The organism is Stenotrophomonas sp. (assembly GCF_032056425.1).
Lineage (GTDB): Bacteria > Pseudomonadota > Gammaproteobacteria > Xanthomonadales > Xanthomonadaceae > Stenotrophomonas.
In genome coordinates this window covers 65,827-81,936 of the sequence record NZ_DAMBCN010000003.1, presented here as the reverse complement: position 1 = coordinate 81,936, position 16,110 = coordinate 65,827, and the positions used below count along the sequence as shown (strand labels likewise).

Annotated in this window: 16 protein-coding genes; 7 read left to right on the top strand and 9 right to left on the bottom strand. The window is 67.0% G+C overall.

All coding sequences use genetic code 11. The annotated features are described in order from the left end of the window. Positions 1-109 precede the first annotated feature (109 nt). A complete protein-coding gene (locus tag RTY46_RS03170; protein WP_312706634.1) occupies positions 110-877 on the top strand; it encodes a lysozyme inhibitor LprI family protein in 768 nt (255 codons plus the stop codon). A 49-nt stretch (positions 878-926) separates the two neighbouring features. After that, a complete protein-coding gene (locus tag RTY46_RS03165) occupies positions 927-2,288 on the top strand; it encodes a peptidoglycan-binding domain-containing protein (protein WP_312706633.1) in 1,362 nt (453 codons plus the stop codon). 60 nt (positions 2,289-2,348) lie between these two features. Here the strand turns inward: RTY46_RS03165 and RTY46_RS03160 are convergent, their stop codons facing one another. Further along, entirely contained in the window at positions 2,349-3,191 is an 843-nt protein-coding gene (locus tag RTY46_RS03160; protein WP_312706632.1) for a hypothetical protein, read from the bottom strand. Positions 3,192-3,287: 96 nt separating this feature from the next. On the opposite strand from RTY46_RS03160, the gene ybaK reads away from it, so the two are divergent. After that, positions 3,288-3,761 carry a Cys-tRNA(Pro) deacylase gene (ybaK, locus tag RTY46_RS03155; protein ID WP_312706631.1) on the top strand — a complete coding sequence of 158 codons (474 nt, stop codon included), beginning with the start codon at positions 3,288-3,290 and terminating at the stop codon, positions 3,759-3,761. Further along, positions 3,761-4,252: a hypothetical protein gene (locus tag RTY46_RS03150; protein WP_312706630.1), complete on the top strand. Its 492-nt coding sequence runs from the start codon at positions 3,761-3,763 to the stop codon at positions 4,250-4,252. Before ybaK ends, RTY46_RS03150 begins: the two co-directional genes overlap by 1 nt. 130 nt (positions 4,253-4,382) lie before the next feature. Here RTY46_RS03150 and RTY46_RS03145 read toward each other — a convergent pair whose 3' ends face one another. From RTY46_RS03145 to RTY46_RS03130, 4 genes are read right to left on the bottom strand one after another with little or no spacing between them, the layout of a single operon-like run. Next, positions 4,383-4,940 (bottom strand): DUF3228 family protein, encoded by a 558-nt coding sequence (locus tag RTY46_RS03145; RefSeq protein WP_108752191.1) that lies wholly within the window; start codon positions 4,938-4,940, stop codon positions 4,383-4,385. A 47-nt stretch (positions 4,941-4,987) separates the two neighbouring features. Next, entirely contained in the window at positions 4,988-5,719 is a 732-nt protein-coding gene (locus RTY46_RS03140; RefSeq protein ID WP_312706629.1) for a LytTR family DNA-binding domain-containing protein, read from the bottom strand. Next, entirely contained in the window at positions 5,716-6,762 is a 1,047-nt protein-coding gene (locus tag RTY46_RS03135) for a histidine kinase (protein WP_312706628.1), read from the bottom strand. Before RTY46_RS03135 ends, RTY46_RS03140 begins: the two co-directional genes overlap by 4 nt. Positions 6,763-6,786: 24 nt before the next feature. Continuing rightward, positions 6,787-7,683, bottom strand: coding sequence for an alpha/beta hydrolase (locus tag RTY46_RS03130; RefSeq protein WP_312706627.1), 897 nt, complete (start codon positions 7,681-7,683; stop codon positions 6,787-6,789). A 197-nt stretch (positions 7,684-7,880) separates the two neighbouring features. Here RTY46_RS03130 and metF point away from each other — a divergent pair, with 197 nt between their 5' ends. Continuing rightward, positions 7,881-8,708, top strand: coding sequence for a methylenetetrahydrofolate reductase [NAD(P)H] (metF, locus tag RTY46_RS03125; protein ID WP_312706626.1), 828 nt, complete (start codon positions 7,881-7,883; stop codon positions 8,706-8,708). Positions 8,709-8,748: 40 nt separating this feature from the next. After that, positions 8,749-9,345: a DUF4124 domain-containing protein gene (locus RTY46_RS03120; RefSeq protein ID WP_312706625.1), complete on the top strand. Its 597-nt coding sequence runs from the start codon at positions 8,749-8,751 to the stop codon at positions 9,343-9,345. 45 nt (positions 9,346-9,390) lie between these two features. Here the strand turns inward: RTY46_RS03120 and RTY46_RS03115 are convergent, their stop codons facing one another. The 3 genes from RTY46_RS03115 to RTY46_RS03105 form a co-directional block, all read right to left on the bottom strand. Continuing rightward, on the bottom strand, positions 9,391-10,347 hold the full coding sequence (locus RTY46_RS03115; protein ID WP_312706624.1) for a Nudix family hydrolase: 957 nt from the start codon (positions 10,345-10,347) through the stop codon (positions 9,391-9,393). Between the two features lie 111 nt (positions 10,348-10,458). After that, on the bottom strand, positions 10,459-13,191 hold the full coding sequence (gene secA, locus RTY46_RS03110; protein WP_312706623.1) for a preprotein translocase subunit SecA: 2,733 nt from the start codon (positions 13,189-13,191) through the stop codon (positions 10,459-10,461). A gap of 251 nt (positions 13,192-13,442) precedes the next feature. After that, positions 13,443-14,396: a M23 family metallopeptidase gene (locus RTY46_RS03105; protein ID WP_312706622.1), complete on the bottom strand. Its 954-nt coding sequence runs from the start codon at positions 14,394-14,396 to the stop codon at positions 13,443-13,445. 12 nt (positions 14,397-14,408) lie between these two features. On the opposite strand from RTY46_RS03105, the gene RTY46_RS03100 reads away from it, so the two are divergent. Further along, positions 14,409-14,858 (top strand): DUF721 domain-containing protein, encoded by a 450-nt coding sequence (locus RTY46_RS03100; RefSeq protein ID WP_312706621.1) that lies wholly within the window; start codon positions 14,409-14,411, stop codon positions 14,856-14,858. Between the two features lie 281 nt (positions 14,859-15,139). On the opposite strand, the gene lpxC is transcribed toward RTY46_RS03100, so the two are convergent. Beyond that, positions 15,140-16,051 carry a UDP-3-O-acyl-N-acetylglucosamine deacetylase gene (gene lpxC / locus RTY46_RS03095; RefSeq protein ID WP_312706620.1) on the bottom strand — a complete coding sequence of 304 codons (912 nt, stop codon included), beginning with the start codon at positions 16,049-16,051 and terminating at the stop codon, positions 15,140-15,142. Between the last annotated feature and the right edge of the window lie 59 nt (positions 16,052-16,110).

Sequence of the window (16,110 nt, the reverse complement as noted above, 5' to 3'; positions counted from 1 at the left end):
GGCCGCCACGGCGCCCCCCGTTCCATGGTTCGCCCCATGCCTGCCGCCCGCAGGCCATGCGCCAGGACGCAGACATCAAAGGATCGACATGCAGCGCAAGAGTGAACGTATGACCCGGACCCTGAAGCCCCTGATGACCCTGTGCTGGGTGGCCCTGCTGGCCGCCTGCGCCCCGACGTCCGGCGACGCCCAGGCCACCGCGCCGGCAGCAGCCAGCGAACCGGCCGGCACCGGCGGCAGCAGCGCCAACGCCCCGGTCGCCGCCCCCGCAGGCAGCACGGCCTGCGCCGACGGCGCATCGCCGGCGCAGGCCCTGATCTGCAAAGACCCGGCCCTGACCGGGCTGGACGCGGACCTGGGCAAGGCGGTGGCGGCCGCACAGGCCACCCTGGACAGTGCAGGCCAGACCCGGCTGCAGGCCGAGCAGCAGCGCTGGACCCAGCACACGCGCGACCTGTGCGGCGACGCACAGTGCCTGCAGCAGGTGTTCGCCGACCGCATCAAGGTGCTGACCGCCACCCGTGGCGGCCTGGTCGACCAGGATGCCTGCGAAACGCCCGACGGCCAGCAGCAATGCGTGGACACGCTGGTTCTGCGCGATCCCAACAGCCAGCTGGCTGCCTTCAACACGCTGCTGGGTGAAAACGGCCAGGAAGGCCGCCTGCTGGGCTGCACTGCCGCCACCAACATGGGCGGCGGACCGAATGCCCTGCTGGCGGCCAACTGCACCCAGGAAACCGCCGCCGGCAAGCGCAACGTGCAGCTGTGCAGCAACCAGATGGTCGGCCAGTTCGCGCTGGAACCGGCACCGGCCGCGTATGGCCCCCAGGCCACCCGGCAACTGCTCGGCTTCACCCAGCAGCACTGCGCCGGCTGACCTTCGCCGGGCGCACCCGCCTCCTTTCTCTCATTGAAGGACGATGACCATGGCAACGGATTCCACGATTACCCGTGAACAGCTGTCCACGCTGTTCCTCAACACTGAGCTGGGTGGCAATACCCGCCACCTGGACCACTTTGCATACGCGCAGAAGGGTGCCAGCACCTACTCGTTCGGGCTGGTGCAGTTCGACGTCGGCGGCAATCCGCAGGCCCGGCGCTTCCTGCGCGACAACGGCTTCACCGCCGGTGACATCGAACTGCTTTCCCAGCAGGGCGGGCTGAACACCCAGCAGCTGGCGGCGCTCGACGCCAAGCTGCAGGCCATTCCGCAGGCGAAGATGGACGAGCTCACCAACGCAAAGCTGGACAGCGCCATCGAACGCGTAGACGAAGCCATCGCCAAGGTGCGTGCAACCAACCCGGCCGCGGCCGATGCCATCGCGGCCAACCCGGAACTGCAGCTGGCCATGGCCGACTACGACAACCAGTTCGGCAGCATGGGCCCGCAGTTCATCAACTATCTGGCCGGCAACGCGGAAAAGCTGCAGGGCGGCACCATACAGGCCGGCAATCCGCCAACCCGCGGCGACGTGCAGAACTTCGTCGATGCCACCAAGTACGGCATCCAGGCGCCGGGCGCCGTGGCCAGCCGCGATGAGCGCTTCGACCGGGCCATGACCCAGCTCGGCATCACTCCCACCCATGCCCCCTCGCATGGTTCGCCCGGCACGCCTGCCGGCAACGGCGTGCTGGTGAACGGCAGCAAGGGCGATGAGGTGCAGGCCATGCAGCAGAAGCTGTCGGACCTGGGCTACCTGGGCAAGGACGGCAAGCCGCTGGTGGCCGATGGTGATTTCGGCCCCGGCACCCTGGAAGCGGTCAAGCAGTTCCAGCGTGACCACCAGCTCACCGTTGACGGCAAGGCCGGCGGCGCAACCCTGGGGGCGCTGGATGCAGCCACCCAGCAGCGCGCGCAGGCGTCCGAACAGGAACGCGCAGCGGCCGAACCGACCATGGCCACCCCGGGCCACGCCGACAACCCGCGTTACCAGCAGGTCGTGGAAAAGCTGGAAGCGCTGGAAGAACAGCGCCGCCAGGGCGGTCTGTCGCCGCTGTTCAATGACCGCAGCCAGCTCGAGAACGCCGCGGGCCAGGTGGCTTACGAGTCCAAGGTGGCCGGCATGAGCCAGGTCGATACCGTGCTGGCGCGGCCGGACAACCAGGGCGTGTTCGCGGTGCAGGGCCAGCTCGGCGATCCCGCCATGCACCGCACCTACGTCGACCTGTCGCAGGCGGTGAACCAGAAGCTGCAGGACAGCACGCGGCAGAGCCAGGCGCTGGACAACGAGCTGTCGCAGCGGCAGACCCAGGAACAGATACAGACGCAGCAGTCGATGTCGCGCTGATCCCGCGTCGCGGGGTCGGATCCCTTTCACCGGAAAGGGCTCCGACCCCATGGCCAGGATCTACATGCGCTGCCGGTCATCGTGCAGGGCACGCTGGCACTGTGCGGCGAAGTCGCGGCGCCAGGCCTCCAGGTCGAAGCCCTCGCGCTGCCGGAAGGAAACCGTCTCGCTGCTCAAGGCGTAGCAGCGGTTCTGGCTCACGCGCAGTGCCGCCAGCGTGTCTCCCGCCTCCCAGCACTGATCAATGCACGCCTGCATCAGCGCATAGTCCGGGTTGGTCTTGGCGCCGCCGAAGGCGAACCCCATCTGCTGGGCCATCGCCAGCACAGGATCGCCGGCCGCATCGGTGGCCCGCAGCATGCGCAGCACCCCGGGCTCGGGAATGCCGAAAGCCCAGTTGGCCAGGATCGCCGCACGTGCCGCCGCCACGGCCGCCGCATGCTGGCCCAGGCGCATCTGCTGCCCTGCCAGCATGGCCCACGCGCGCTGCAGTTCCGGAAAGTGGCTGCAGGCATCCTCCAGCAACCCGATTGCCTGGGCCGGTTCAGCGGCCTGTACATGCCGCTGCGCGCGCTCGATCAAGGGCAACGGCGATCCCGCATCCGGTACCGCGTGCTCACGCGGCTCGCAGCCGTCATCGTCGTCCTGTTCCGCGCCACCGGCATCCAGCCACTGCGCGAAGACATCCAGCGAGGAATGGCGGAAGACCATGCGCCCTTCGTCATGGAACATTTCGCAGACCACGGGCGGCTCCGCCTCGCGACCCAGCGGCCAGTACAGACCGAACTGATCACCGTTGCCCAGTGCACCTTCGGCGAGCGGCCAGAAGCCCTGCGGTGGGTACGGGCCCGCACACGGCTCGCTATCCAGGGTCAGGCCATGAAGCAGGGGCGGTGCGCGCATGATGAAATTCCAGACGGTGTGCAGCGCGCATTATCGCAGGGGCCCGCCAGTAGCCTCGGTCAAGGCAGGCCCGCGCCTGCGCGCTACGATGCACGCATGACCCCCGCCATCAATCTGCTCAAGCGCGAGAACATCGCCCACAGCGTGCGCAGCTACGTGCACGATGCCCAGGCCGCCTCCTATGGTGGCGAAGCCGTGGAGAAGCTCGGCCTGGATCCGGCACAGGTGTTCAAGACCCTGCTGGCCAGCACCGACACCCACGAACTGCTGGTGGCCATCGTGCCGGTCGCCGGTCAGCTGGACCTGAAGGCGCTGGCCGAAGCCGCCCACTGCAGGAAATGCGAGATGGCCGCTGCCGATGCAGCACAGCGCGCGACCGGCTATCTGGTCGGTGGCATCAGCCCGCTGGGCCAGAAAAAGCGCCTGCGTACCTTCCTCGACGCCAGTGCGGAATCCCTGCACACGCTGCACGTCAGTGCGGGTCGTCGCGGCCTGGAGGTGGAACTGGCACCGGCTGACCTGCTGCGGCTGACCGGCGGCCAGTTCGCGACCATCGGCAAGGCGCGCTGATGCGCTGGCCCTGGTCTGCGGCGCCAGCCCCCATGCTGCGCGATGCCCAGGCCCAGGCGCTGCTGCAGGACCTGCTGTCAGGCGACGGCGGGCGCATCACCGACGCTGCACGCACGCTCGCCTGCCTGTTCGATGCCGCGCCACTGGATGCGCTGGCGCCGCATGCGGCGTTGATCGAGCAGCGCAGCGCAGGCATTGCGCTGGGCGGCATGCTGGTCAGCAACCAGGCACACCTGAAGGCTGCGCTGCAGCGGCTGCGTTACTGGCAGGCGGGCGCCGGCTGCCTGTGTGCACTCAACCCCGGCTATCCGTTCTTCGACCCTCGTCGGCTGATCGAACACGGGCAGATGCAGCTGCTGTCGCTCGACGCAGCGGAGGATGGCTGGGGCGACTGCCACAGCGTCGCCTGCACCCACTGCGGCCAGCACTGGCAGGCCATCGACCGCGAGTATCACTACCCGTGGTGGGAGTGGAAAACCATCGAACGGTGAAGCAGCCACGCATGGCGTGGCTCTACTGACAACACGGGTAGATCCACGCCATGCGTGGATACGTCTCCCCCGCCATCAACACCACGAGTAGATCCACGCCATGCGTGGATGCGCATGACCCGCCCTGCCCCTACGGCCGCCAGTTGGCGTTGTTTTCCCAGAATTCCACCGAACGCCGGTACGCCTCGCGGTCCAGCGGCACGCCGGAACCGCCCTCCTCCACGCCCAGCGCATTGCGCATCATGGTGATCGGGGCCATCGGCACTTCTTCCGGCTCGGCGGTGTAGATGCAGCCGACGATGCCCCAGTCGGCTTCGATCGGCGAGCCTTCCTTCGCCAGCTGCTCGGCGCTGTACAGGATCACCACCAGGTAGTTCGCGCGCGGCGATTCCACGCCCTCGAACCACCGCACCAGTACCGGCAGCTCCTCGCGGTTGCGCGCTTCATAGCCGCTGCGCAGCAGGTGCCGGTTGGCATCAGTGACCGGCACGGTCAGGCAGCGCGTGCTGGTCCAGTTCTCATAGACGAACAGTTTGCAGAACGGCGCATAGCCATCCAGCACCTTGAACGGCGCATGCGCGTTCAAGTGCGCCTGGAACTGCTCGGCGCTGACGTCCTGGATGGTGTTGCCACGCGGCACGCGCGGGAACAGGCGGGGACGGGCGAATTCGGTGAGGACGATGGACATGGTCAGTGCAGGCAGGGGTCTCTGCACAGGGTAACCCCTGCATGGACCTACAGCGCCATCCGTTCGCGCAGCTCCCGTGCCTGCCGCCTCGACACTTCCACCTCGCTGCCATCATCCAACGCCAGATCGTAGCCATCACCCACACTGGGGGTCACCGAGCGGATGCGGCGCAGGTTCACCAGCGTGTTGCGGTTGGCACGGAAAAACATGTCCGCTGGCAGTCGCGCCTCCAGTGCACTCAGACTGCGCGCCAGCAGTGCGTTCTGGTCGCGGAACCACAGGCGCGTGTAATTGCCATCCACCACCAGCCGGCGGATCTCGCCCACCGCCACGAACCAGCACCGTTCGCCGTCGCGCACGAACACCTGGTCCTGCGGGTTCAAGCGATTGCCGCTGGCCAGCGGCGGCGCGGCAGGCACCTCACGCTGGCGTGCCCGCTGCAACGCGTCCAGCAACCGCGGTGCCTCCACCGGCTTGACCAGGTAATCCAGCGCGTTGGCCTGGAAGGCGCGCACCGCATAGGTGTCATACGCGGTGACAAACACCACCGCCGGCACGGTCTCCAGCCCGTCCAGCACATCGAATCCGCTGCCGGTCGGCATCTGCACATCCAGCAGCACCAGGTCCGGTGCCAGCGTGGTGATCGACGCGCGGGCGGCGGGTACATCATCGGCCTCGCCCACGCACTGCACCCACGGCCAGGCCGACAACAGCGTGCGCAGTTCCTGCCGCGCCAGGCGCGCATCATCGACGATCAACACACGCAGCAGGTCATTCATTGCGGAATCTCCAGCAGCGCCTGCATGTTCTCGCCCGCTGGCCGCAGGGTGAATTGCCCCTGGCTGCCGAGCTGCGCACGCAGGTAGGCCAGGCCGACGCCATGGCCATGGGGGGGGCCGCTGCCGCCAGCCCGCGGGTTGTCCACCCGCAGGCGCAGCACGCCATGGTCCAGCGCGGCATGGATCCGCACCTCCCCACCACCCGGGCGCTGGGCAATGCCGTGCTTGATCGCGTTTTCCACCAGCAGTTGCAGCGCCATCGCAGGCAGCAGTGCCTGCAGAGCGTCGGCATTGATGTGGCGGTGCACCTGCAGGCGCTGTTCGAAGTGAATGCTTTCGATGGCCAGATAGTCATCGACCACGGCCAGCTCCTCGGCCAGGGTGACCTGCTCGCTGCGGTTGTGCGCCAATGCCTGGCGCAACGTACGCGACAGCCGGGTGACCATGTCGCGGGCGCGCTCGGGGTCTTCCAGGATCAGCGCGCGCAGGTTGTTCAGTGCATTGAACACGAAGTGCGGATTGAGCCGCGCACGCAGGGCATCGCGCTCCAAAGCGTTGCGTTCGGCCTCGGCGCGCAGGCGGGCCAGTTCGGCATGGCGCGCACGGCGCACGCTGTGCAGGCCGGCCCACACCGCCGTCCACAGTCCCAGCACCAGCACGGTATTGAGCCAGTAGACCACGCGTGCAAGCGGGCGGAAATCGGCCGGCCGGCCAGCGAAATCCACCCAGCCCAGCGCCAGTGCCGGCTGCAGCACGGCCGTCAGCAGCAGCTGCGCCAGCGCCGCGCCCAGCAACACCGCCAGCGCCAGCCGCACGGCCAGCGCGCCGACCTCCAGCTGCCACCACTGGCGCGCCAATGCCAGCGCGCGAACTCCCCCGCTGACACCGCACAGTGCAAGGGCCAAACCCACGCTGATCAACGTTCCGCCGCTGCTGGCGCCGGCACCGAAGACACCGCTCATCGCCAGACTGAGCGCGCAGAACAGCGCCCAGCCGATGCCGTTGATCAACCAGAAGCGCGGCGTGGAGGAGGTATCAGGCATGGCGGCAACCCAGGGCAACAAGCATCAGCGGTGGCTGTCCAGAAACGCCTGCACCTGCGTCTGCAGCCAGTGCGGATCATCCCACATCAGGAAATGGTGGCCGTCGGCGCTCAGTTCGATGCGCACACCCGGCAGTGCCGCGTACTGCGTCTGGAAGATCGTGCGCGCCGAGGCCTCGGTGGCACCGAAGGACTGGTAAGAGGCCCACGCCCCGAGCACCAGCGTGGGCGAACGGATGCCGGACACGGCCTGCCGCAGATCATGCACCAGCATCGAATACATTGCGGCGGCCGTGGTGGCCCGGTCACTGTCGCGGCCCCAGCGTTTCAGTTCCGGCAGCCGCTCGGCGACGTTGGTCAACGGTGCCAGCCCCGCCTCGGCCTGCGCCTGGTAGCTGGCCGCGTCCGCCGCCAGCATGGAGGCGCGCATCTGCCCGGCCAGCGTGCGCACGCTCTGCGCGGTGGCCTGTGGATTCTGCATGCCGGCATAGAACGGCACGGCATCGACAATGACCAACGGCCCCAGCGCATCCGGCTCCTGCACTGCCATGTCCAGGGTCACCACGCCGCCCAGGCTGTGGCCGATCACCGCCGGATGGTCCAGCTTCTGCTCATGCACATAGGCCAGCAGCTGATCGCGCATGGCCGGCAGGAAATCGTCCGGCAGCGGATCCGCAGGCGCAGCGCCGGCGAAACCAGGCAGCTGGACCAGATGGCACTGCACATCCTTCAGCGCCAGGCAGGTCTGGCGCCAGACCTCTGCACTGCTGTTCAGGCCGGGAATCATCAGCAGCGGCCGCCCCGTGCCGACAACCTCGACCTGGAGGGCGCCACTGGGTGTCGCGGCAGCATGCACCGGCCCCCCCGCCCCCAGCGTCATCGCCACGCCGATCATCGCCAGTCGTGCCAACAGTGTCTTCATGGTTGTGCTCCATCATCGGCGAAAGTGCCATGCGCGCAGCGTGCCGGCGGTCCATGGCCCAGGGTTGCCCTTCAGGAGCAACGGCCGCGCAGCGGGATGAACGGTCGCCCGCCAGGGGCCACTTCTCGCCCACACAAATTCACATCCATCTTGATGAAGCGATATACTAGCCCCTACCCGCCGCCGCCGCCCGTGCCATGACCGCCATCAGCTTCGAGTTCTACCCGCCCAAGACCGACGAGCAGCGTGGCCAGCTGGACCGTGCCGCCGCCAGGCTGAAGATCTACGCGCCCGAGTATGTGTCCTGTACCTTCGGCGCCGGGGGCTCCACGCTCAGCTACACCTCTGAAACGGTGCGCCATCTCAACCAGCACCATGGCTTCGAAGCGGCGCCTCATCTGTCCTGCGTGGGCGGGACCCGCCAGGAGATCCGCGAACTGCTGAAGCTGTATCGCGCCATCGGCTGCCGCCGCCTGGTCGCGTTGCGCGGCGACCTGCCGTCGGGCATGGGTTTCCCCGGCGACATGCGCTACGCCGCTGAACTGATCGCCTTCATCCGCGCCGAGCACGGCGATGCCTTCCGCATCGAAGTGGGTGCCTACCCGGAAACCCATCCGCAGGCGCCGGACGCATTGGCGGACCTGAAGCACTTCAAGGCCAAGATCGATGCCGGTGCCGATGCTGCCATCACCCAGTACTTCTTCAATGCCGATGCGTATTTCCACTTCGTGGACGCCGTGCGCAAGCTGGGCGTGACCGTGCCGATCGTGCCGGGCATCATGCCCATTGCCAACTTCAGCCAGCTTCGCCGGTTTTCCGAACAATGCGGCGCCGAGATCCCGCGCTGGATCGGGCGCAGGATGCAGGCCTACGGCGATGATGCGGAATCGGTGCGGGCGTTCGGTGCCGAAGTGGTGGCCCGAATGTGCCAGCGCCTGGTCGAAGGCGGTGCACCGGGGCTGCACTTCTACACCCTGAACCTGGCCAAGCCGACCGTGTCGGTATTGAAGCTGTTGCAGGGCTGATTACGCACAACTGTGTCGGCATCGGCGTTACGCTGGTCCCATGAACCTCGCATTTCCCGCCGTGCTGGCCGTTGTGCTGGCCAGCCTGCCGGTGCTGGCCCACGCCCAGGCCACACGCGTTAACCGATGCGCCGATGCGCAGGGCCAGAGCGTGTACACCGACCGCCCCTGCGACAGCCTGGGCGCACGATCGCGACAACCGCCGCCCGCGCCGGCCGGTGCCATCGCGCAGCGCGACACGCTCGGTGCGCAGTGCCCGCGTCGGCTGAGTGAACTGGTGCAGGCCGTGCAGACCGCCGTGGCGACCCGGGACGTGAATCGGCTGTCGACGCTGTACCTGTGGGGCGCCGTGTCGGACGCGGGGGCGCAGCGCATCCTGGGGCAGTTGGAATCGGTGGTGCGCAGGCCGCTGGTGGATGTGGTTCCGGTGTACCCACAGGAGGTGGTGGATGCGGGTCAGAGCCCTGCGCAGCAGGGATCCGACGCTGAAGGCACTGAGGCGCCGGACCCTGAGGCGCCGGCGCGCCGTCATCCGGTCGGCCTGCGGCTGGAACAGACGCTGCCGGGCAGCGCCACGCGCGCGGCCACGGTGGTGGGCCTGCGGCGGCAGTACGGGTGTTTCTGGATCACGCTGTGAGGACGGGGTCGGATCCGCGCGCAGCGCGGCTCTGACCCCGCCACGTCACACCGGCCACAGGCCGCGGATGGCGGCGATGCCCTGCGCGCCATGGCGGCGGGCGTCGGCCACGTGCTGCGGGCCCATGCCCCCCAGTGCGTAGATCGGCAGCGACACCTGCGCGCGCAGCGCGGCGAAGCCCTCCCAGCCCAGCGGGCTCGCCCCAGGATGGCTGGCGGTCGCCTGCACCGGGCCCAGCACCGCGAAATCGCAGCCCAGGCGCTGCGCGGCCTGCAGCTGCGCCAGATCATGGCAGGATGCGGCCACCAGCTGCCCCACGGGCAAGGGGCGTTCGGCCAGCGCCAGCAGCTGTTCGCTGCCCAGGTGCACGCCCACCCCCAATGCACGGGCCAGTTCGATATCGCGGTTCAGCAGCCACTGCGGGCCGCCCCGCCCGTGCGACCGCACGGCGCTTTCAATCAAGGCCTGCCGCTGCGGGTGCTGCGGCGGCACGCGCAGCTGGATGCGCGCGTGGCCCAGCGCGACCGCCTGCTGCAGCTGCTGCTGCCACTGCTGCGCCAGCGCATCGTCATCGGCCGGCGCCGGCGTGATCAGATACTGGTCGGGCTGGCGCAGCGCGGCCACCACCGGCAGATCGGCCGGCGGCATGGAATAGCGGCCCAGTTTGTCCGGGGCCACCCAGGTGATCGCCTGGCCCTCGCGACCGCGCGGGCTGCCCTTCCAGCTGCGCACATGGCGCACTTCCAGGGTCAGGTGCTTGTCGGGGTACTGCTGCGGCACCTCCATCAGCCAGTCGCCGATGTCGGCCTCGATGCCCAGCTCTTCGCGCAGCTCGCGTACCAGCGCCTGTTCGGACGTCTCGCCCGTTTCGCGCTTGCCGCCGGGGAATTCCCACAGCCCGGCCATGTCGCGGTTCTCGGTGCGGCGGTTCAGCAGCAGGCGGCCGCGGGCATCGGTGATGACGGCGGCCACCACATGAATGGATCGTTTCGGGGATGGCATGGGGGCAGGATGCCGAATCGGCAGGGCTTCGCGCAATGCCGGCGGCCGGCAGGCAGCGGGACGTCGCCGCGGCCGTAACGAGAAAGCCCCGCTTTCGCGGGGCTTCCTGAGTCAGCTCAGCTGGCCGTGGCAGTGCTTGAACTTCTTGCCACTGCCGCAGGGGCACGGATCGTTGCGGCCGACCTTGGGCTCGTCGCGCTGGCGCTGCGCCACGCCCTGCTGGGCGGCCTGCACCTGGGCGGCTTCTTCGTCGGCGCTGTAGCCACCGGCATCCTGGTGCTGGAACTGCGACTGGCTCAGGCGTGCCTGCGCCTGCTGGCGTTCGGCCGCTTCCAGTGCCTGCACTTCCTCGTCGCTGCGGATACGCACGCGGGCCAGCAGGGTCACCACTTCGCGCTTCACGTTTTCCAGCATGTCCGAGAACAGCTCGAAGGCTTCCTTCTTGTACTCCTGCTTGGGCTGCTTCTGCGCATAGCCGCGCAGGTAGATGCCCTGGCGCAGGTAGTCCATGCGGGCCAGGTGCTCCTTCCAGCTCTGGTCCAGCACGGTCAGCATCACGTGCTTTTCCAGCGCACGCATGGTCTCTTCGCCCACGCCGGCTTCCTTCTCGGCGAAGTGCTGGTTCACACGCTCCAGCACCTTGGCGGCGATGGCTTCGGCGTCCAGTTCTTCGTGCGACTTGACCATGTCGACCAGCGACATCTGCAGGCCGAAATCCGATTCCAGGGTGGCTTCCAGGCCGCGCAGGTCCCACTGTTCATCGATCGAGTTCGGCGGCACGAAGCGCGCCACCACGTCGAAGATCACGTCGTCGCGGATGCCGTCGACGTTGTCCTTCACCGATTCGGCGTCCAGCAGTTCATCGCGCTGGGCGTAGATCACCTTGCGCTGGTCGTTGTTGACGTCGTCGAAGTCGAGCAGGTTCTTGCGGATATCGAAGTTGTGCGCTTCGACCTTGCGCTGCGCCTTTTCGATCTGGCGGCTGACCAGGCGGTCCTCGATGACGTCGTCTTCCTTCATGCCCATCATGCGCATGGCCTTCTGCACCCAGTCAGAGGCGAAGATGCGCATCAGGTTGTCTTCCAGCGACAGGTAGAAGCGGGACGAACCCGGGTCACCCTGGCGGCCGGAACGACCGCGCAGCTGGTTGTCGATACGGCGCGATTCGTGGCGCTCGGTACCGACGATGTGCAGGCCGCCCGCGGCCTTCACGGCATCGTGGCGCTTCTGCCATTCGGCCTTGATCGCGGCCTTCTGCTCGTCGGTCGCGCCCTCGCCCAGCTCGTGGATTTCCGCTTCCAGCGAACCGCCCAGCACGATGTCGGTACCACGGCCGGCCATGTTGGTGGCGATGGTCACGGCGGCCGGGCGACCGGCATTGGCCACGATGGTCGCTTCGCGGTCATGCTGCTTGGCGTTCAGCACCTCGTGCTTCACACCGGCCTTGCGAAGGTGCTCGGACAGCATTTCCGATGTTTCGATCGAGGTGGTACCGACCAGCACCGGCTGGCCGCGCTTGGCGCACTCTTCGATGTCGGCCAGGACCGCATTGAACTTGCCCTTGCGGTTCAGGAACACCTGGTCCGGGCTGTCCTTGCGGATGGTCGGGCGGTTGGTCGGAATGACCACCACTTCCAGGCCGTAGATGCTCTGGAATTCGAATGCTTCGGTATCGGCCGTACCGGTCATGCCGGACAGCTTCTTGTACATGCGGAACAGGTTCTGGAAGGTGATGCTGGCAAGCGTCTGGTTCTCGCGCTGCACCGGCACGCCTTCCTTCGCTTCCACGGCCTGGTGCAGGCCGTCGGACCAGCGGCGGCCGGACAGGGTACGGCCGGTGAACTCATCGACGATGACCACTTCGCCGTCGCGCACGATGTAGTCCACGTCACGCTGGTAGATGGCGTGCGCGCGCAGTGCGGCGTTCAGGTGATGGACCACGGTCAGATTCTGCGCCGCGTACAGGCCTTCGGTCTGGCCGTCGAGGATGCCGGCGTCGACCAGCAGCTGCTCGGCGTGCTCCATGCCCGCTTCGGACAGGTGCACCTGCTTGCCCTTTTCGTCGACCCAGAAGTCGCCCTCGCCGTCTTCCGCTTCCTGCTTGACCAGGTTCGGCACGACACGGTTGACGCGGATGTACAGCTCCGGGGAATCGTCGGCCGGGCCGGAGATGATCAGCGGGGTACGCGCTTCGTCGATCAGGATGGAGTCGACTTCGTCGACGATGGCGTAGTGCAGGCCGCGCTGGTAGCGGTCGGCCTTGGACAGCGCCATGTTGTCGCGCAGGTAGTCGAAACCGAATTCGTTGTTGGTGCCGTAGGTGATGTCGGCGGCGTAGGCTTCGCGCTTGTCGCTGTGCGGCATGCCCGGGTAGACCACGCCCACGCTCAGGCCCAGCCAGTTGTACAGCTTGCCCATCTGCGCGGCGTCGCGGCGGGCCAGGTAGTCGTTCACGGTGACCACGTGCACGCCCTTGCCTTCCAGCGCGTTCAGGTACACCGGCAGGGTCGCCACCAGGGTCTTGCCTTCACCGGTGCGCATTTCTGCGATCTTGCCCAGGTGAAGCACCATGCCGCCGATCAGCTGCACGTCGTAGTGGCGCATGCCCAGCACGCGGCGGCCCGCTTCGCGGCAGACCGCGAAGGCTTCGGGCAGCACCTTGTCCAGGGCTTCACCGCCGGCGATGCGCTGCTTGAACTCCGGCGTCTTGGCCTGCAGCTGCTCGTCGGAAAGCTTCTCGATCTCCGGCTCCAGCGCATTGATCTTGGCGACGATGCGGTTGAGCTGGCGCAGCTGTCGTTCGTTACGACTGCCAAATACGCGGGTAAGCAGGCTGTTGATCATTGAAGGAACCGGGTTGGATGGACACAGCGGCCCGGTCGTCCCCCTGGGGATCCGTCCGCCGCAAACGAAACAGGGCGCCTGGCGCCCTGTCGATGGCAACACCCATTGTAGCTTGGGACGGGCGGCAGGGGTTTCAACCCTTTGCCGATGGGGTCAGAGCCCTTCCGCACTGCGGAAGGGATCCGACCCTGCGCAGGATCGGGGTCGGATCCCTTTCGCGACAGCGAAAGGGCTCTGACCCCCAACCGGGTTCAACCGCGGCTGATACGTCCCACCGGCGTGTTGCCGCCGTCACCCAGGAACTTGCGCGGGTTGACCACGTTGCCGTTTTCCCAGACTTCGAAGTGCACGTGGGCACCGGTCGAGCGGCCGGTGGAACCGGCCTTGGCCACTTCCTGGCCGGCGCGCACCAGGTCGCCCACCTTCACCACCAGCCGCGAATTGTGCGCATAGCGGGTCACGTAGCCGTTGCCATGGTCCACGTCGACCACGTTGCCGTAGCCGCCCTTCACCCCGGAGAAGCTGACCACGCCATCGGCCACCGACATCACCGGGTCACCGACGCGGGCGTGGAAGTCCATGCCCTTGTGGGTGGCGGCACCGCGACCGAACGGGTCGGCACGGGTACCGAAATTGGACGTGATGTAGGTGTTGCGGATCGGCATGCGCGAGGGCACGGCGTTCTGCTGCAGCTGGTGGTCGAACATCAGCGAGTCCATCACCGACAACTGGCGGCCGGCAGCAGCGAAGCGCTGCTCCAGCATCTGTAAGTCGGCGTTGACGTCCTTCACCGGGATGTCCGCGGTCGGGCCGCCGGCATCGCCGTCACCCAGACCGGGGGTCTCGTTGAAGTCGAATTCGCCGTCTTCCAGCTTGCCCATCTGGGTCAGCCGTTCGCCCAGCGCGTTCAGGCGCGTGGCCTGGGCCTGCAGCTCGCCCAGGCGTGCGGCCAGTGCGTTGACCTGGGTCTGCGCATCGCGCTGGACCTTGGCCAGCTCGGCCTCCTGGCGGTCGACCTTGGCCTGCAGGCGCGAGTCGTTCAGCGCGCTGGCGCCGAAGCCACCGGCAAGGCCGATAATGCAGCCTACCCCGAGCACGCTGCCCAGCAGGGCGCGGGGGCGGTCCTCGAAGTAGAACCGCAGACGCGTGAGCGGCGATTTGGCCTGACGTTCACGCGTTTTGATTACGATCTTTTTGAATGCCATCAGTGAGTTTTCATGTCTGAGCCGAAATCCAGCGTTCGCCCTGCGTCCAAGCCGAAACCGGCCCTGGATGCAGTGATGGCGGACAAAAGCGGGAACCCGCTGCGGCGTGCCTTGTGGCTCGACGCGCTGGACCGTCAGTTGCGCCCCCAACTGCCGCCCCCGCTGCGCAACCGTTGCCGGTTGGCCAATGTGGACGGCGAACACCTCGTTTTTCTCGTCGAATCCCCGGTCTGGCATGCCAGGTTGCGGCTTGCCGAAGCCCAGTTGCTCGACGCGGCCCGGTCCATCGGGCTGAAGGCCACCAAGGTGACCATCAAAACTGCGTCTCCCACTCCCTCGCGCTCCCCAGCGCACGACAACCGGAATGGCCCCCACGCAGTTTCAGCCGCCACGCACAAAGGGCTACGCGACGCCTTGGCAGCCTTGCAGGATGTCCCCGGTAAAGCGGGAAAAGGGTCCTGATGGCAGCGGAGCATCCAGCTCCACTCCCCGTCGCGCGTGTCACCGCAGCGTGAAACATTTTCGGGGGCCGGGTCGCATCCTAGCGGCACCCCGTGGTCGAGTCGTTAGATTGTTGTTAAAACAACGTTAAATTCAGGCTTTCGATCGGCGAGGTTCACAAAACCGTGACCCGGTGAGCGCATTCACGTCACGCGTGGCCGCGCGCGCCATCAGGCTTGCAGAAACGACAACGCCGCCCCACAGGGCGGCGTCTTTTCGTTGAAATTCAACAACTTGAAAAGTCAGGCGTAGGCCGGCATGGCGTACACCACCGGGGCTTCCACGCTGGGCGATTCGTAGGTCGCCCATTCCCAGGCGGTGGCATCGGCCATCAACGCCCGCACCAGCTTGTTGTTGAGCGCGTGGCCCGACTTGAAGCCTTCATAGGCCCCCAGCACCTGGCCGCCGGCCAGATACAGATCGCCAATCGCATCAAGAATCTTGTGGCGCACGAATTCGTCGGCGTAGCGCAGGCCGTCTTCGTTCAACACGCGGAACTCGTCCAGCACGATCGCGTTGTCCATCGAGCCGCCGAGGCCCAGGTTGCGCTCGCGCATGTATTCCAGATCGCGCATGAAACCAAAGGTGCGCGCGCGGGAAATTTCCTTGGTATAGGCCTGCGTGGAGAATTCGATTTCCTGGCGCGACTGCTTGGCCGGAATCATCGGGTGGTCGAACTGGATGGTGAAGCCCAGCTTGTAGCCCTCGTACGGGCTGAAGCGGGCCACCTTGTCACCCTCGGTCACTTCCACGGTCTTCAGCACGCGGATGAAACGCTTGGGCGCGTTCTGCTCCACGATGCCGGCCGACTGCAGCAGGAACACGAACGGGCCGGAGGAACCGTCCATGATCGGCAGTTCCGGCGAGGACAGTTCGACAATGATGTTGTCCACACCCAGACCGGCCAGGGCCGACATCAGGTGTTCGACGGTCTGGATCTTGGCGTCGTTGCAGGTCAGGCCGGTGCACAGGGTCACTTCGGTGACCAGTTCGGCCTTGGCGGGCACTTCCACCACCGGGTCCAGATCGACGCGACGGAACACGATGCCATGGTTGACCGGAGCCGGGCGCAGGGTCATGTAGACCTTGTCGCCGCTGTGCAGGCCAACGCCGGTGGCGCGGATCGTGTTCTTGAGAGTGCGTTGCTGGATCATGGGGGGCAGACCGGAAGTGACACACTAGATTAACACGCAGGGTCCCGTACCCCGGCTGA